The 15,888-nt window shown below is 49.4% G+C and carries 16 protein-coding genes; 8 read left to right on the forward strand and 8 right to left on the reverse strand.

Annotation, left to right across the window (positions count from 1 at the left end; genetic code table 11):
- Nucleotides 1-590: ABC transporter transmembrane domain-containing protein (locus FVR03_RS14170; RefSeq protein WP_147922419.1), on the reverse strand; the 590-nt coding region annotated here is incomplete at its 3' end.
- Between the two features lie 181 nt (nucleotides 591-771).
- Here FVR03_RS14170 and FVR03_RS14175 point away from each other — a divergent pair.
- The 4 genes from FVR03_RS14175 to FVR03_RS14190 all read left to right on the forward strand — a co-directional run bounded on the left by FVR03_RS14175 (nucleotide 772) and on the right by FVR03_RS14190 (nucleotide 4,002).
- Nucleotides 772-1,536: a DUF8692 domain-containing protein gene (locus tag FVR03_RS14175; RefSeq protein WP_147922420.1), complete on the forward strand. Its 765-nt coding sequence runs from the start codon at nucleotides 772-774 to the stop codon at nucleotides 1,534-1,536.
- 73 nt (nucleotides 1,537-1,609) lie between these two features.
- Nucleotides 1,610-2,086, forward strand: a complete 477-nt coding sequence (locus FVR03_RS14180; RefSeq protein ID WP_147922421.1) for a hypothetical protein — start codon at nucleotides 1,610-1,612, stop codon at nucleotides 2,084-2,086.
- Nucleotides 2,087-2,797: 711 nt separating this feature from the next.
- On the forward strand, nucleotides 2,798-3,328 hold the full coding sequence (locus tag FVR03_RS14185; RefSeq protein WP_147922422.1) for a DUF2911 domain-containing protein: 531 nt from the start codon (nucleotides 2,798-2,800) through the stop codon (nucleotides 3,326-3,328).
- A gap of 116 nt (nucleotides 3,329-3,444) precedes the next feature.
- Nucleotides 3,445-4,002: a GNAT family N-acetyltransferase gene (locus FVR03_RS14190; RefSeq protein ID WP_147922423.1), complete on the forward strand. Its 558-nt coding sequence runs from the start codon at nucleotides 3,445-3,447 to the stop codon at nucleotides 4,000-4,002.
- Nucleotides 4,003-4,320: 318 nt separating this feature from the next.
- Here FVR03_RS14190 and FVR03_RS14195 read toward each other — a convergent pair whose 3' ends face one another.
- Nucleotides 4,321-5,268 (reverse strand): glutamate--tRNA ligase family protein, encoded by a 948-nt coding sequence (locus FVR03_RS14195; RefSeq protein ID WP_147922424.1) that lies wholly within the window; start codon nucleotides 5,266-5,268, stop codon nucleotides 4,321-4,323.
- A gap of 445 nt (nucleotides 5,269-5,713) precedes the next feature.
- Here FVR03_RS14195 and FVR03_RS14200 point away from each other — a divergent pair, with 445 nt between their 5' ends.
- Nucleotides 5,714-6,640, forward strand: a complete 927-nt coding sequence (locus tag FVR03_RS14200; RefSeq protein WP_255474222.1) for a glycoside hydrolase family 43 protein — start codon at nucleotides 5,714-5,716, stop codon at nucleotides 6,638-6,640.
- Between the two features lie 235 nt (nucleotides 6,641-6,875).
- Here the strand turns inward: FVR03_RS14200 and FVR03_RS14205 are convergent, their stop codons facing one another.
- The 3 genes from FVR03_RS14205 to FVR03_RS14215 all read right to left on the reverse strand — a co-directional run bounded on the left by FVR03_RS14205 (nucleotide 6,876) and on the right by FVR03_RS14215 (nucleotide 11,131).
- On the reverse strand, nucleotides 6,876-9,251 hold the full coding sequence (locus FVR03_RS14205) for a TonB-dependent receptor (RefSeq protein ID WP_147922426.1): 2,376 nt from the start codon (nucleotides 9,249-9,251) through the stop codon (nucleotides 6,876-6,878).
- Nucleotides 9,252-10,104: 853 nt separating this feature from the next.
- Complete coding sequence (locus tag FVR03_RS14210; protein ID WP_147922427.1) at nucleotides 10,105-10,635, reverse strand: lipocalin family protein; 531 nt, start codon at nucleotides 10,633-10,635, stop codon at nucleotides 10,105-10,107.
- 64 nt (nucleotides 10,636-10,699) lie between these two features.
- Nucleotides 10,700-11,131, reverse strand: coding sequence for a GNAT family N-acetyltransferase (locus tag FVR03_RS14215; protein WP_147922428.1), 432 nt, complete (start codon nucleotides 11,129-11,131; stop codon nucleotides 10,700-10,702).
- Nucleotides 11,132-11,335: 204 nt separating this feature from the next.
- Between FVR03_RS14215 and FVR03_RS14220 the strand changes: the two genes are divergently transcribed.
- The 3 genes from FVR03_RS14220 (at nucleotide 11,336) to FVR03_RS14230 (ending at nucleotide 13,092) form a co-directional block, all read left to right on the forward strand.
- Nucleotides 11,336-11,833, forward strand: coding sequence for a YajQ family cyclic di-GMP-binding protein (locus FVR03_RS14220; protein ID WP_147922429.1), 498 nt, complete (start codon nucleotides 11,336-11,338; stop codon nucleotides 11,831-11,833).
- 159 nt (nucleotides 11,834-11,992) lie between these two features.
- Nucleotides 11,993-12,775 carry a TerC family protein gene (locus FVR03_RS14225; protein WP_147922430.1) on the forward strand — a complete coding sequence of 261 codons (783 nt, stop codon included), beginning with the start codon at nucleotides 11,993-11,995 and terminating at the stop codon, nucleotides 12,773-12,775.
- 95 nt (nucleotides 12,776-12,870) lie between these two features.
- Nucleotides 12,871-13,092 (forward strand): hypothetical protein, encoded by a 222-nt coding sequence (locus tag FVR03_RS14230; RefSeq protein WP_147922431.1) that lies wholly within the window; start codon nucleotides 12,871-12,873, stop codon nucleotides 13,090-13,092.
- Between the two features lie 246 nt (nucleotides 13,093-13,338).
- On the opposite strand, the gene FVR03_RS14235 is transcribed toward FVR03_RS14230, so the two are convergent.
- The 3 genes from FVR03_RS14235 to FVR03_RS14245 are packed head-to-tail and all read right to left on the reverse strand — an operon-like array spanning nucleotide 13,339 to nucleotide 15,625.
- Nucleotides 13,339-13,785, reverse strand: coding sequence for a hypothetical protein (locus tag FVR03_RS14235; RefSeq protein ID WP_147922432.1), 447 nt, complete (start codon nucleotides 13,783-13,785; stop codon nucleotides 13,339-13,341).
- A gap of 3 nt (nucleotides 13,786-13,788) precedes the next feature.
- A complete protein-coding gene (locus tag FVR03_RS14240; RefSeq protein ID WP_147922433.1) occupies nucleotides 13,789-14,997 on the reverse strand; it encodes an ABC transporter permease in 1,209 nt (402 codons plus the stop codon).
- Nucleotides 14,984-15,625, reverse strand: coding sequence for an ABC transporter ATP-binding protein (locus FVR03_RS14245; protein ID WP_147922434.1), 642 nt, complete (start codon nucleotides 15,623-15,625; stop codon nucleotides 14,984-14,986). The genes FVR03_RS14240 and FVR03_RS14245 overlap by 14 nt, the downstream gene beginning before the upstream one ends.
- Between the last annotated feature and the right edge of the window lie 263 nt (nucleotides 15,626-15,888).

Raw genomic sequence — 15,888 nt, forward strand, 5'->3', positions numbered from 1 at the left:
TTGTTCGTGGCCCGGTTAATGGAGCGTTGCATGGTTTTTATCTTCTCGCTCAACAGCCCCGTAAGCCCGCCCAGCACCAGTATGCCAATCACAAAAATAGGCACCAGCGCCCAGTGCTTCGTAACAGCATACCACACCAGAAACCCCACACCCACTACCGACGAAAACAGGATGTTGATAAAGGCATTTATAAACCGCTCCGTATCGCGGCGCACCCGCTGCAGAATAGAGAGGGTTTCGCCGCTGTTCTGGTCGGCATATTCCTGGTACGAGAGCCGCAGCGTCTGCTTCAGGCCATCGTTAAAAATCTGCACCCCGAACTTCTGCACCACCAGGTTGGTCAGGTACTCCTGAAATGCCTTTGCCAGCCTCGATAGCAGTGCCACCACCACCGCCAGCAGCATCAGCCACAGCGCGCCCTTTACACGCTCCTCGGGAGGCAAATTAAAGGGTGGCGTAGCGTAACGGTCTATAATCTGCCCAAAAATAATAGGGTCTACGAGCGAGAGTACCTGGCTCAGGGCAGCCAGCAGCAACGACAGTAACACTAGCCCGCGGTTAGGCTTCAGGTAGTTCCAGAGTAGGCGCATGCAGAACAGGTTAAATAATAATAGTACATACCTACGCGAAAAATGTAGCGACGATGAGAGCAGACATCAATTTATATTCAGACTTAAAAATTAGGTTTATCCTATGTATTAGTTTATGTTTATTGTTCAAATAGTTTTACTTATTAATTTATTCTTCCTATATACTTTTCTGCAGGATACCATGCCACAAATCATTAATGGGAAAATGCCAGATGGAATTCAAAATCCTTCGGCAGCTAAAGAGCTTGTTCTGCCGCACCAGCAGCAGGTTACGGGCATGGTGGTAGTGCAGCGGGCTACCATAGTTCGGTATTTGCTGTTGGCAGGGGCAGTGCTGTTTCTGCTTCATGGTTTGGTGGTGCTGGCAATTTACAGTGGCCGCGCCGATAGCTTTTTACCCACCTGGCAAGCCACCTTTTACTTCGACAAAGAAGGTAACCTGCCATCGTTTTTCAGTGCTTTTCTGTTGCTGTTGGCCTCGTTATTTCTGGGCCTAATTGCTGCCTGCAAACAACAGGAGAAGAACTTTTTCTCGGGATATTGGGTGGCGCTGGCGCTTATTTTTCTGTTCCTGGGTATAGATGAAGCTGCCGGTATGCATGAGCTCGTGCTGAGCAAGTTTAGCAATGGGCATGTTGTGTGGGGGCAGGCAAGTGGTGCTGCTATGCTGGTGTTTGCGACATTTTACTACCAGTTTTACAAAAGCCTGAACAAAGCTACCCGCCGTGGTTTTTTTGTTGCCGGGTTCTGCTTTTTGTTTGGGGCCGTTGGTCTTGAAATGGTTGGAACGGGTTTGCTGGCACAGGGCATGAACGACCGTGAACTGGCTTTTATGCTCGTGATGACACTGGAGGAAGTGTTTGAAATGGGGAGTATACTTTATTTTGTGTCTGTTCTGCTGCAGTACCTCAAAAACTACCCAGTCCTGGGCATTGCTGTAAAGTAAAGTAGCTCCTTAACGTAGAAGGTGGCTTTTGTGGTAAATTTCAGCGGATTCCTTTAGCTAAACAATAACGTTTATGGCTACTTACACCTACAAAACAGGCAGGTATTTTTCTGGAGGCGCGCGCATGCTCGCGTGGGTGTTAGCGGCTATTGGCGTGGTGGCTGTTCTGAAAGGAGTATTGGCCGGAGTGTTGCTGTTTTCGGCTGCCATTGTAATGGAATTGACTTACAAGGCTGTGCAGTTCGATCTGCAACAGCGCAGATATGGGCAGGGAGTGCAGCTATTCGGCAAATTTTTCGGGGCGGAGCAGCCGCTTCCGGAGTTGGAGTTCCTTTACCTGAAGCGCAACAACTACAGCCGCTTAGCCGAATCGAGGGGGTCGATGGCAACGTTTTACAGCACCAGGTTCGATGGCTACCTGCAACTGGCAGGAGGCGCCAAACTGCACTTGCTACAGCAGCAGGTTAAAGAAACCGCCTTACAGCAAATGAACAAAATAGCCCAGGACCTGGGTGTACCCTTGCACGACCTGACAGAGGTGCCGCTCTGACGCGCAACTAAACTCTTCACTGCCAAGGCAGTTCCCATCAATATATTCTACATGTTAAATCGTGTTTAACTGAGATGGCATAAAAAGAAGCGGCCCCAGAATTGCTTCTGGGGCCGCTTTTGCTGTAGGGGGAGGAATCGAACCTCCACGAAGTAGTTAGGCAAAAATCTTTGTACTAAAAAGTGTAAAATAGCTGCTTTATCCCAGATTCTCCACCCCCGAGAGAGGAGGGCTTGTCTGCCAGTTTCAACACCCTACATTGTTTGTTACTGATGATACAAATGTATACGAAAGTTTATTATGTTGCAAATATTTTATCAAAAATAATTTATTTTTTTTCTATTCGTAAGAATTAATGCAATAGCTTGATAAAATTGCAATGGGCTATACTGCTGAATGGTTTATACGGAACTACTGCAGCAGAGGTTAGGTGTTTTTAATTTTGATTGCTTAATATTGTCAGCTACTGCATCGTAAGTTGTTGTTTTACAGAGTGAGTAGCGAAAAATTGATTCGGCTATCTGGCGTTAAATTCTTTTTTAAAGCTACCGCCATTTACTCAGCATCACCTGCTGCTGCTTAGCAGCCTGAGTAGGCGGTTTATTACCTTTAAACTACCAAATAAACCTCTTGCTGAAGCTTCTAAAAGCTTGTGTAGCAGAATACTAAATAGTTTCTTATCTTTCTGCTACAATCAAAACAAAATGAAATATGAAAAACAATCGTTTGTTCCATTCGCTTTTGATGCTCGTGCTGTGTCTGCTGGTTTCGGCCGGAGCCAGTGCTCAGAACGACAAAGCAGATCGGCCTAGCCCGCCAGCTACAGCCACAGGTAAAATTGGCCAGGCTACCGTTACCATTAACTACAGCAGCCCGGCAGTTAAAGGCCGCACACTCTGGGGCGACAAAATACCATATGGGAAAGTATGGCGTGCCGGAGCCAACGAAGCTACCACCTTTGAAGTAGATCAGGATGTGACAGTAGAAGGTAAAACGCTGCCTGCCGGTAAGTACAGCCTGTACACCATTCCGGGCGAAGACCAGTGGACAGTTATTTTCAATAAAACAGCAGACCAGTGGGGCACGCAATACAAAGAAGATCAGGATGCTTTGCGCGTAATGGCAAAACCCCGAAAAGCAGCTGCCATGCAGGAGCGCCTGGTATACGATGTAAAAGCACCGGGCTTTATCTTACGCTGGGAAAACCTGGAGTTGCCAGTAGCTGTTAACGCTAAAAAATAAGCAGTAGCGGCCGGAGCAGGAGCCTTAAAATGCTGCTGTGCCGGCTGCTCTTGTTTTTGCCCGCTTGTTGTTAGCAACGGGTGCACCACTTCTTCTATGAGACACATCTTACCCCGATGATACAGTTTAAGGAGGAAATCAGGACAGACAGAATGCGGCTAAAAGTGCTGCGGCACCAGAACGCCGAGGTGTTTGCCTCGCTGGTTTCGAAGAACAGGAGCCGGTTGCAGGAAAGCTTCCCGATAACCGTTTCAAGAGCCACTGATGCTGCCTCTGCCGGCACTTATCTGCAAGAGCTGGAGCTGGACCGTAACACAGGCAGGTCTGTGTTGTACGGCCTCTGGTTCAGGGAGACGCTGGTAGGCATGATTATCGTAAAAAACATTGATTGGCGAATACCCAGGAGCGAAGTCGGCTACTTCGTTTCAAAAACCTACGAAGGGTTGGGTTTTACCTCAGAGGCGCTGAAAGCTGTTTGCGACTACTGCCTGGAGGAGCTTTCTATTCTAAAGATCTGCGCCAAAATAATTCCGACCAACAGCCAGAGCCGGCAACTGGTAGAGAAACTCGGTTTTTTGCTGGAAGGGACACTCCGCAAAGAGTATAAAACAGGTTTAGGAGAGGTAGTAGATGTCTGTTATTACGGCTTGTTAAACTTAGATGATAAAACGTGAACTACCCTGGTTCCCGCTGAAGAAACGAATTATTCTAATGAAAATGCCCTTCCAATAGTTTTCAAAGCTCACATCACCAAGCCCTTGGCAACATTTTCATCAAATTCCTTCTGAAGGCTATTTTCGTTAGAATAATTGCTGCCCGCTACTATAGCATCGTAACGATGTGTCTTACTAAAGCAGCAGCTTTTACCTAAAGAACTGATAAAAACCATACTAAACGCGCCATTGGAGTACCTTCAGTTAAATGGTTGATTTTAGCTTAAACGAAGCTCCTGACGTTCTGCGCTTTTCTGATTGGCAGTGTTGACTTCAGGGTTAGGCTATTCTCTGCTCTACAACAACAGGCACCTCTTCCTGCTTAAACCTTTCCAGAAAAGTATGTGCATCTGTAACAGGAGACCCTTGCCAGCCGAGCAGCTGTGCCAGTAACTGCCAAAGCTCTGTTTTAGACAGGCCTTGTTGCCGCATGTGGTGCACCGATAAAGCTCCATCCGATTTAGAAAGTTTATCGCCTGCGGCATTGAGCAGCAGCGGGTGGTGAAAAAACTGCATGTTAGCAAAAGCCGTGTTACCTGTGCATGCTGCCAGATATACTTGTGCTGCCGTAGAGGTTAGCAGGTCCTGGCCCCTTACCACCAGGTTTATGCCCATCTGCAGGTCGTCGCACACCGAAGCTACCTGGTAAGCGGGTATACCATCTTTGCGGCGAACAACGAAGTCGGGCATTTGTTGCCAGAGCGGCACTTCGTAGTTCTGTTGCAGCAGCTGATCGTAGAAACAAACCTTTTCGTGCTCCGGAACCCGAATACGCCAGGCTGTGCCGGGTTCCGAGAGGGGCACTTGCCTGGAGCGGCAGGTGAGGGGGTACAGCCCTTGCGGCGATACTGCCGCAATCTGGCTTCTGGAACAGGGGCAGGCGTAGAGCAGGTTTTTTGCCTGCAGTTGGTCCAGCAACTGGCGGTAGAGCGGCAGGCGCTGGTGTTGCGAGTAGTTCTTTAAAAAATCGTCGGGAGAGGCAGGTCCTTCGTCATAATCGATGCCCATAAACTGCAGCGTCTCGAAAATGTTGTGCAGGTATTCGGGCCTGAAGCGGGTGTTGTCCAGGTCATCAATGCGCAAGGCAATGGTGCCGTTCTGGCTTCTGGCCAGCGCCCATGTCAGGGCAAACGAGAGCACATTGCCCAGGTGCAGGTAGCCACTCGGAGTGGGGGCTATGCGGGTCCTGATCCGGGCCTTTGCTAACGGGGGCTTCTGTGGTTCCAAATTCTTGTTGGCAATTATTTTTCTATCGGAAAAAATGTAACGAGGGCTCCAGATTATAACATGTGTAGTTTAACTCGGTTTCTTCTGGCTTAGTTTTAAGCGGCATCATCTAAATTTGGCGAAGTTCCGAGGAGAGCACAAACTATCTTGCCTTCTGATGAAGTTAACAAAAAAATAAACACTGGTTATATACATGGCCCATTGGCAGCTATTTCCCTGCTTTTGCCTTGCAATTTATTTATGATGATTTTTGGATTCAAGTACAAAAGCTATTATCTAGGAGCTTGAATAAGTAGCTGTTAACGGAGCAGGAAAATGTGTGCTGCCCTTAAATAACTTTATCTGAAGCAGGAAAGGCAACGGTCGGCTGCTTCAGATAAACAAAAGCTGCTCTTATTATTTTCTATAGCATACCTAACGTTTACAGATGATTAAGTTGAAGTTCTTGCTTTTACTACTCTTGCCAGCTCTCTGGTCCTGCACCACCTCTCGCCAGGCGGCCGCTTCCGAAGAGGAAGAAGTATACCTATTCTCTTATTTTAAAGGCAATGGCGATGGCTTGCACCTGGCCTACAGCAACGACGGCTACAACTGGCAGGCCCTGAAAAACGACTCCATATTTTTAAGGCCAACGGCCGGTAAAGACAAACTGATGCGCGACCCCTGCATTATCAGAGGTGGCGATGGCAAGTTTCATATGGTCTGGACGGTGAGCTGGAACGAGCGAGGCATTGGCTACGCCAGCTCCACCGACCTGCTGAACTGGTCGGAGCAGCAGTATGTGCCTGTAATGGAGCACGAGCCGGGCGCACGCAACACCTGGGCCCCCGAAATTACCTACGACGACAAAACCGGAGAGTACTTGATTTACTGGGCCACCACCATTACCGGCCTTTACCCCGAAACCCAGTCAAGTGAGGAGAGTGCCTACAACCACCGCATGTACTACGTGACCACCAAAGACTTTAAAACCTACAGCGACACCAGATTGCTGTACGAGCCGGGCTTTAACGTAATAGATGCCACCATCGTGAAAGACAACAACCGCTTTGTTATGTTTCTGAAGGATGAGACACGGGAGCCTCCTCTAAAGAACCTTAAAGTAGCCTTTGCTGATAACCTGACTGGCCCTTATTCAGCGGCTGGTCCTCCTATAACAGGCAATTACTGGGCTGAAGGCCCTACCACACTTAAGCTAGGCAACACCTGGACCGTGTACTTCGATAAGTACCGCGACAAAGCCATGGGCGCCGTGCAGTCGGAAGACCTGCAGAACTGGACCGACATCTCTGAAAAGATTTCCTTTCCGAAAGGAATGCGGCATGGCTCCATTTTTAAAGTTACCAAGTCAGAATTTGAAAAGCTGCAATAAGTGCACCTGGCTGCCTTTTCTGTCCTGTAGCACCCATAGAGAGTCCTCTGCTTAGCAGAAGCTATAGGGAAGCTCCTTTTTACGAGACATTGTAACTCAAAACTTTTCACTCTTAACTAATAAAAGGTCTAGCATCTACTATCGATCATCTAAAATCTAAAAAAACCTTCTGAAGGCCTTTTTCATTAGAATAATTTGAGGGGAAGTCGTTGCTTCCCCTCAAATTTAATAGCAACTAAAACTCAATTCTGTAGTTAAGTACCGGCACCAGGCCCATTTGGTAACTTGTTTTAATGTCTTTTGTGGTGCGGTCGTAGTATTGGGCAAACATGTTCTGGCGGTTGGTCACGTTCTGGAGGTCCAGCGACAGAATATAGGAAGCTCTAGGGTTGTTCTTGCGGTAACTCACCCGGATATCGGACCTGAAGTAAGCATCTGCCTGTGCTCCGTTTTCCTGTTCCTCTTTGTACACCGCATTTCCTTTTTCCCTCGATTTCTCCAGGTCGATGGGCGTGTAGCGGTTGCCGCCTGCCCAAAGCAATTTTATGTTGGTGCCGATCATGTTTTTGCCGCCCTTGCCAACTCTAAACTCCTTGCCAGCCAAAAAGTTAGTAATGTAGTTGCCGTTAAAGCGCGTGCTGCGTTCTATGCCATCGGTGGCGGTGTACTTAGAGTCGAAGAGCGATGCTGTAACCAGATAGTAGAAGTTGTTGGTGAAGAACTTTTCGAGTGTCAGCTCCAGCCCGTAGTTGCGGCCTGTGCCCTCGTTCACCAGGCTATCGGTGGTAAAGCCGGCGGAGGCGTTTAAGGTAGAGAGGCTGCTGTTGCCCACACCTACCGGCACGTTGTAGAGGTGCTGATAATAGGTTTCCACTTTCAGGCGAAGGTCTTCGCGGAGCAGGTGGTCGTAAGCCAGCACATAATGAGCCGCTTTGGTAAAGCCTAGGTTTCGGTTGGGTTGCACCACCGCATCCTGCACGCGCTGCTCTGTAAAGTAAGTCGAGAGGGCCTCATGTCGGCTATGCAGGCCAGCACCCGCACTTAATGATTTGCCTGGCATGAGCTGCCACTTCAGGCCCACCCGTGGTTCTATGCTGCTATTGCCGTTCAGGGCAAAATGTGTGGCATGCAAACCGGAGTTCAGAGTCAGCTTTTCGGTTAAGCGGTATTTCCATTGAGTATAGGCCTGCACCATGCTGGTACTTCCGTCTTGCTTTATGAACCGCACAAACTCAAAATCGTCGTTTTGCCCTTCCGAACTGGCATCGTAGCCCAGCTGGCTCAGAATAATGCCCGAGCGCAGGGTATGCCGGTTGTTGAATTTGCGGTTATAAAGCGTGGAGAGGCGGGTGGTGTTGTAGGCGATGCGGTGCTTGTAAATCGGATGAGCCTCGTAGGTGGCAGACAGCGAATCGAAATCGACTTTGGTCAGTTTGGCTGAATAACTGAGTGTAGTTTCCAGGTAATCGTCTTTGCCTAGGAACAGCGTATGGGTAACACCGGTGGCGCCCATATTGGCGGTGTACACATCATCAAAGCGGTCGTAATAGTCTTCCCATTTGGCTGCATCCCGCTCGGCGCGCATGTTCTGGCTGCTCAGGCCACCAAGTCCCCAGAACGAGAAAATGCCTGCTTTTGCGGTGGGTACGCGTACTTTAAAAGAAAAATCCTGGAATACGGGCGTGGCATCTCCGGCTATTTTCACACCCACGGCATTTAGCATAGCCACGGTAGAGTAGCGGTAGTTAGCCAAGAAAGAAGCTTTTGATCCCTGCTTAAACGGACCTTCGGCAGCAAAATCGACGCCAAGCACACCCGCCTGAAAAGCGTATTCGCGCTTCTCGTTGTTACCATGGCGCAACCTGATGTCGAACACGCCAGATAAGGCATTGCCATATTCCGAAGGAAAAGCGCCTGTATAAAAGTCGGAGTTATCGAGCATGTTTACGCTCAGGATGCTCACGGCACCACCTGCAGCGCCTTCTTCAGCAAAATGACTGGGGTTCGGAACCTCCACGCCCTCTACACGCCACAGCACGCCACGCGGCGAGTTGCCACGCACCACAATTTCGTTACCCATATCCTGGCTGGCGCCTACGCCGGCATAGTTCAGGGCGGCACGGGCCGGGTCGTTTATGCTGGCGGCATAGCGTTTGGTTTCTTCAACAGAAATGGAGCGGGCACTCAGGGTAGCCATCTCATTTAAAGGTGCTCCTTTTGCCTGCGCTTTGGCACTTACCACCACTTCTTTCAGGCTTTTAAACGATTCTGTCAGGCCAATAGTCAGGATCATCTCCTTGCCGGAACCCAGCAGCAACTCCGGCAGCACCTGCTCCTCGTAGCCCATAAAACTGATGCGGAGGGTGTGCCGCCCCACAGGCACCTGCTCCAGCCTGAAGTTACCATCGAGGTCGGTGGTGGTGCCAACGGCAGGGCTGAGGCTATAAATTGCTACTGTAGCGCCCGGCAGCGGCTCCTGCGATTCTTTGTCGATGATGCGGCCCCGAATGGTTTGTGTAAGCTGTTGGGCAACGGAGAGGGAGGGGGTTCCTGCCAGTAATAATAGCACTACCAGCAGACGGGAAACGCCTGGTTTTTGTAACAAATTCATAGTTTTATTTTGTGTGTAGGTTTGGTGCGCAATTGTAGTGCAAAGCTACAAAAATGGTGCTTTTTTGGCGTTGAAGATATATAGCAGGAGCTAAGTATTAGACAAACAAGCGCATTCAGTAGATGAACACGTTGATTTTTGAGGTGGAAAGTTTGTGAAGGTTAATCGGCTTATTACAAGTAAGATAGGAATAGCAGAGGGAGGTGTATGGTTCCGGGCAATGACTGTTTCTGCCTGGAACAGCAAGAAAACAGAGAATATAACCGAAGGTTTTTGAGGAGTGAGTGGCTGTTAGGTAAAAGCTGGTTTCCATCTCTTCCTTTTCACTCTTGTTATCCGGAAGGGATCTTATGAGCGAGATCCGTTAGCTGCTGCTAGCTTGGTAGTCTAAGTTTGCATAGCTGCTGTTTACCTCTTCATCAGGCTGAAGCTATTGCATAGCTGGCTTACTTGTTCTTTTTGCCTTGATACAAAAAGAACCAAAAAAATCAAGAGGCTCCAAATAGAGCGCCCCTTCCCCCACTCGCTGAACGCTCAGACACTGGAGCCTCAATAGGTGCACCTGGCAAAAATGTCCGCCTTGTAGCTACCTGTCGCAATACGTTGTTTAGGATTAGCTCGTTTTGCTTCGAAATTATTCTAATGATTTTGGCCTTCCGCAGGACTTTCGACACTAAATAGTCAAGGGCTACCTCAGTCATTCATCCAAAATCTATCAGAAACAACAATTTAACCATTCAGCCATTTAACAATCAGCAATAACCGACCACCAATTATTCTAATGAAAACAGCCTTCCAAAGCAAATGATAGTATTTTATTCCAAGGGTAGGAGCAGGGTTATTTTTGGCAGCTCTAGTCCATGGGTTGCAGGTCCTGCACCGGGAATCCTTTTTGTTTGGCCAGCTGTACCAGTTGCTCATAGGTTGCCGCATCCAGCACCGGCTTCCGGCTCAAAATCCAGAGGCTTTCGCGGTCTGGCGCACCTACCAGGGCATAGCTATAATCATCGGCCAGGTCCAGAATCCAGTAATCGCCTTTAAAGGGCCAGAAAAACTGCACTTTGAGCTTGCTGTTGCTGCTGCCTTCTACCGGAAAGGCCTTGCCGTTTACATCTTTCGTGTCGCCGGTGGGGCTGTCTTGGCGGCAGGAGTTGTAGACTTCCACATAGCCATCGGGGTGTGGGGTGTATTGGGCGGTGGTGCAGTGGCAGTCTTTGGTGAAGCGCTGTGGCAGCGACGCAATTTCGTACCAGGTGCCCGCATACCTGTTCAGGTCTACAGAGGCTACTGTCTGGAGGGCCGGGTATTGCTTGCTGCAGGCGCTAAACAGGCTGGCCCCTACAAGCAGGAGGCCAGTCTGAAGCGTACGAACTGTTTGTGTCATAACTTGTGGGGCACCTTTAAGACCTGGTTCTGGCTGCACCACGTGTGCGGCAAAAACCAGGTTTCTACAGCTGTTTGGTCATTTTGTAATGTTGTATGGTGCCAAACAGCAAATACGTTTTTTCTACCACCTCATACTTATTCCGCCGATAAAAGTTTACGGCGTAGTCGCGGGCTTGCAAGGTCATGGTGGTGGCGCCCATGCTTCTGGCCTTGTCTTCGAGGTAGTTAACGAGCAAATTGCCGAGTGCCTTGCCTTGCATATCTTCGCGGATGCCCATAAACCGCAGCTGCCCTTCATATGGCGTGTTCAGGTGCAGGCGGCAAACACCGGCCGGGCTGCCGGCATCGTCGAGCAGCAGGGCGTGCAGGGCCGTGTCGTCATCGTCGGCGCGTTCGCTGCCGGGTGGCTGGTTCCAGGGGCGGCGCAGGGTATCGTAGCGGAGCTGGTAGTACTGAGCCAGTTCGTCGGCGGTTTTGGGTTCTATAATGGTCATGCGGCAAGTTAGCTGATTTCGAAATTACCAGTCTATAAATTTTAGATTAGGACTCCCCTCATAAGTATGTTAAAAGAAAATGAGTTTCGGGAAGTTTCAGAAATATACAGCTGATATAATTTTTAAATTGGCGTCGCATTAAGATAACTTTGTTGGCTGTAAACCGTGTAATTCTAATCTTCTAACAAGCTAAAATAACCTACTATGGCCTCTTTCGACATTGTAAGCAAAGTTGATCCGCAAAACATGGACAACGCTGTAAACACAGCCCGTAAAGAAATCATGAACCGCTACGACTTCCGCGATACTAAAGGAACGCTGGAGTACGACAAAAAATCGAGCGAGGTGCACATCTCCATGGAAAACGAGATGCGCCTGCAGCATACCGAAGATGTGCTGATCGGCAAAATGGTGAAGCAGGGGCTCGATGCCACCGCCCTCGATTTCTCTAAGGAGCACTACCAGTCGGGTGCTATGGTGAAAAAAGATATCAAAGTAAAAGCCGGTATCGATAAGGAAACATCCAAAAAAATAATGAAGCTCATCAAAGACAGCAAAGCCAAAGTGTCGGCAGCCATTATGGATGAGCAGATCCGCGTAACCGGCAAAAAGATAGATGACTTACAGGAAGTTATTGCCATTATGCGAAGCAAGACCGAAGAGATTGGCATGCCGCTTCAGTTCGTGAACATGAAGTCGTGATTTTTGTTGGTTGGTGCTAGTTGATGTGTTATATTGTTAGGTTTTTTAAGTGAATTTAAACGCTTTCGCTGTACAAACTTATTCGGTTAAATAGAAAAGAGTAACAATTAAGATGTGCTAAAACAAACAGCAATTAACAACTAACAACAAACAAAGACTATGGAAATATTCGCTAATCCTGATACCTGGATAAGCTTGCTGACACTAACCTTTATGGAGGTGGTGCTGGGCATCGATAATATTGTTTTCATCTCCATTATTGTGGGGAGGCTCCAGCCATCGGAGCAGGGCAAAGGGCGTGTTATCGGCCTTACGCTGGCGCTCGTTTTCCGGATAATTTTGCTCCTGGGCATCTCCTGGATCGTAAGTGCCAACACACCGCTGTTCACCATTAACCTGCCGTTTACCGAAAACGATTTTCCGGTATCGTGGCGCGACATTATTCTGTTTGCAGGCGGCTTGTTCCTGCTGGCGAAGAGTACCACCGAAATTCACAATAAGCTGGAAGGCGAGGAAGAGGGGCACGGAGGTGCTGTGAAGCACGCCACCATGTCGCAGGTGCTGGTGCAGATCGTGCTGATCGATATTGTGTTCTCGTTCGACTCGATTCTGACGGCCGTGGGCCTGGCGCAGCACGTGGAGGTAATGATTGTAGCCGTAATTCTGGCCATGGGTATTATGCTGATTTTCGCCAAAATGGTGAGCGACTTTGTAAACAAGCACCCAACCGTAAAAATGCTGGCCCTGTCGTTCCTGATCCTGATCGGGTTTATGCTGGTAATAGAGGCCCTGCACATGCACATTCCGAAAGGCTACATTTACTTTGCCATGTTCTTCTCGTTGCTGGTAGAGTTCCTGAACATGAAGCTCCGTAAAAAATCGACCCCGGTGCAGCTGCGACAGAGCGAAGTAAAAGAACCCGGCGTAACAGGTGTAGAATAAAAGCTTTCATTTCCTGAAGTACCTGAACAGAATCGGCTCCCCCTGCCCAGGGGGAGCCGATTCTGTTTAGGTGCTGGTGGCCAGGACCTCGCAGCGTGCGCAGCTCCTGCGAGCGTCTGAAGGACCAGAAGCTGCACTACAAAGTGGAAACCGCACGGCAACTGATCGGTTTGCCAAAAATCAGAGTATCAGGACAAACACCTACTGCTCCTCCAATTTTTTCGAATGATGTGCCCCTGCAAAAGAGCTTCAAAGCGGCCAGAGGCCGTGGAATAATTGTCACGAGCGAGGACGCTCGCGGCAGCATGATTTTTTAGTTTCTGGTTTGGCGAAGCACTACGTCAACAGCCTCTGCTTCTCCTGCTGCTGCGTAAAAACCTAACGTTCTATTCCAGCAGAAGGAAACATGTCTTGTGTCCTGTGTCTTGCTACCTGTGTCCTTTTTCCGGAAGTTCTATCGTCTCGAATTCCGGAAAGCAAGGTCAACGCATAAAACCCAATTATTCTAATGAAAACAGCCTTCAGAAGGGTTTGAGACGAAAATGCTTCTAAGGGTACAGGCTTTACTTCACCTGCTTTGCCTGCACCAGAAAAATCTCGGAGCGGGAGTCTCCGGTTTCGTTCAGGACCAGCTTGCCTTTTATTTTTACCGGTTTATCGGTGTAGCGGATGGTGGAGGCCATTTTTACCTCGATCATGGTCGGGATGTCGCCCGTGCCGCAGTAGGGGCACTGGTCTAGTGGCAGCACGGCGAGCATAAACTCGTCCTGCTCCAGCTCCGCATGAATCGGGATGATGTAACCCGGCAGCTCTACCTGTTTGTTGTGCAGCGCTTTGAGCTTAGCCGGAAAAGACGGCACCATTTTAAAGTTCGCATTTTTAACGTAGGTTCTCTCAGCCACCAGTTTCCAGGTGCTGTTCATGAGCGGAATGTGCGTGGGAGCTTGTGCATGCACGGCAGGCGCAAAGCCGAGTAGCAGCAAGAAAAGTAGGGGAAACAGTATTTTCATGGGTTAGCTTTTTGAAAGGATTTTTGAAATGTCAGATTGGTAGGCTTGAATGGCAGGCAGGGCAGCGGCTACCATGCCTACACAACAGCCGGCAGCCAGCAGGTACAGCTCCTGTGGCATAAAATACAAACCCGAAAGCCGCGTATGCGCCGACTCCTGGTAGCTGTTTATCAGTTGCAGCGTAGCGTGGCCCAGCAGCAGGCCCAGCAACGAACCTGCCAGCGCCAGCAGCACACCCTCGAGCAGCACAATCTGGAAGAGCTTGCTTTTAGAGGCTCCCATAATGCGCATCACGGCCAGGTCGTACTTCCGTTCTTTCAGGGAGTTGTACAAACTGATGAACACGCTGATAGCGGCCATCAGCATAATAAATAGGGCAAACCACTGCAAGGTATCTATGCCAACGCCAATCAGCGAGAAAAGCCGGGCACTCTCGTGGGCAGGAGAGGCTGCTTGCATGTTCGTAGATTTATTCACGAGGCGCGGGAAAAGCACCATAGCCCCAGGCGATTTATACTGAATGAGCAGGGCGGTTATTTCCTTTTCTGCTGCATGATGCTCTTCTTCTTCGCCATGTTCGTAATCGTGTTCTTCCTCCTGCCCATGCATGCGCCAGATGCTGTTTATGCCCGTCAGGACCAGGTGATCGGTGGCGTTGCCTTTTGGTTTCAGAATGCCTGCAACCCGGTATGGGTGCTCCTCGTGCAGCGCCGCCCCCTCCGATAAGCCATGAGCGCCATATAATATATCGCCGGGTTGCAGGTGTTGCTCCTGTGCCACGGTGGCGCCAACGGTTACTTCAAAATCGTGTTGCCAGAAGTTGCCCTGCGCCAGTTGTAGGTTATAGAGGTTTATAAAACTGGAATCGGTTCCGACTATGCGCGCTCCGGCAATGTTATCGCCTAAGGCAAGCGGTACGGCTCGCTTTACCAGCGGGTGCCGTGCCAGCGAATCGGCTTCTTGCAGCGAGATATTGCCTGTGGGGTAATCGATGTAAAAAACGCTGCTCAGGATGAGTTGCATCGGGCTGCCTTTGGCTCCTACCACCAGGTCTATTCCGCGGGCATTGTCGTGCACTTTGCTGCTTATCTGGCTGGAGGCCAGCAGCAGCACCGCCAGAATGCCAATGCCAAAAGCTATAAGCAGCACGTTCAGCAGCGAAGTCAGGCTGTTGGCCCGCAGGCTTTTCCAGCTGATGCTAAACGGCGACATCGGGGAGGGAGTATTGGTTAGAGAATGAGGTTTTTACCCGTTGGTCGTGGGTGGCTACTACCAGCGTGGCCGCCGTTGCCCTGGCCTGGCAGAGGAGCAGCTGCAGCACGGCCTCCGCATTTTTATCGTCGAGGCTGGAGGTGGGCTCATCGGCTACGAGCAGGGCCGGGCGGTGCAGCACAGCCCGGGCAATGGAAACACGCTGCAGTTGCCCCTGGCTGAGCTGGTGCGGGTAGCGGTTTATTTTCTCTTCCATATGAAGCGAAGCCAGGGTTGCTTTTGCCAATTGCCTGTCGGTGGGAAGGCCCGCAAACGATTGAGCCAGCAGCAGGTTCTCCAGCACAGTCAGGCTCCGGATCAGGTGGGCGCGTTGCAGGATCAAACCAATGTTCCTGCCCCTGAAAAGGTCCAATTCTTTGGGCCGCAGTTGGTACAGGTTAGTGCCTTTTACCAGCACTTCGCCTTGCTGTGGCTTTAAGAGGCCGGTGAGGATGTGGAGTAATGTGGTTTTGCCGCTGCCTGAGTTGCCAAGCAAAAGCCATGGCTCTCCCTGCTGCAGTGTCCAGTCCTGAAATTTCAGGCTGATGTTGTTGCCATAGCCATGCCTCACCGAGCGAAAAGATATCATAAGCAGCTTTATAGATGTTAGACTCTAGATGTTAGATACTAGACCTTCATTAGTTAAGAGTTAAAAGTTATGAGTTAAATTTAATCAGTGGTGTTACACATCTCTTTCATATAATCAGATTTCTACATTTTCAAATCCATAAATCTTCAAATCTTCAAATTCCCAAATCAACAATTATCAACCAACAACTAACAATTTTTCTAATAGAAAAGGCCTTCCGAAGGTGTTTTGGGGGTTTTTGCCTCAAGGGTAGAGAAGGATAG

Source organism: Pontibacter qinzhouensis, assembly GCF_008017455.1.
Lineage (GTDB): Bacteria > Bacteroidota > Bacteroidia > Cytophagales > Hymenobacteraceae > Pontibacter > Pontibacter qinzhouensis.